Source organism: Aequorivita vitellina, assembly GCF_022008365.1.
Classification (GTDB): domain Bacteria; phylum Bacteroidota; class Bacteroidia; order Flavobacteriales; family Flavobacteriaceae; genus Aequorivita; species Aequorivita vitellina.
On sequence record NZ_JAIRBA010000195.1, the window covers coordinates 1 to 308 of the forward strand.

Annotated in this window: 1 protein-coding gene; it reads left to right on the plus strand. The window is 41.2% G+C overall.

Annotation, left to right across the window (positions count from 1 at the left end; genetic code table 11):
• The coding region (locus tag K8089_RS16780; protein ID WP_237604359.1) for a hypothetical protein at window positions 1-308 on the plus strand (308 nt) is incomplete at both ends.

Consider the following 308-nt stretch of genomic DNA (forward strand, 5'->3'; position numbering starts at 1 on the left):
TTCACTTTAGAAAACATTACCGCAAGTATTTTTGCCAACGGTGGAATTACAAACGTAGATGTTAACTATTACGACGATGCTGCTGGACTTCCAGGTGCTCTTATTGGGTCTGAAGCTTCTGTAACTATCGATAACCAAACGGTTATTGGTAACAACTTTGGTTTTGATGTAAACGAAGTTGAAATGACTGTAACCCCATTTACCTTTATGGGCCAGGCAGGATCGCCTACAACTTACTGGGTTGAACTTTCAGTTACAGATGGCGGTGCAACGGGTAGTGTGTTTTGGGTAGTTACTTCATCTACAAT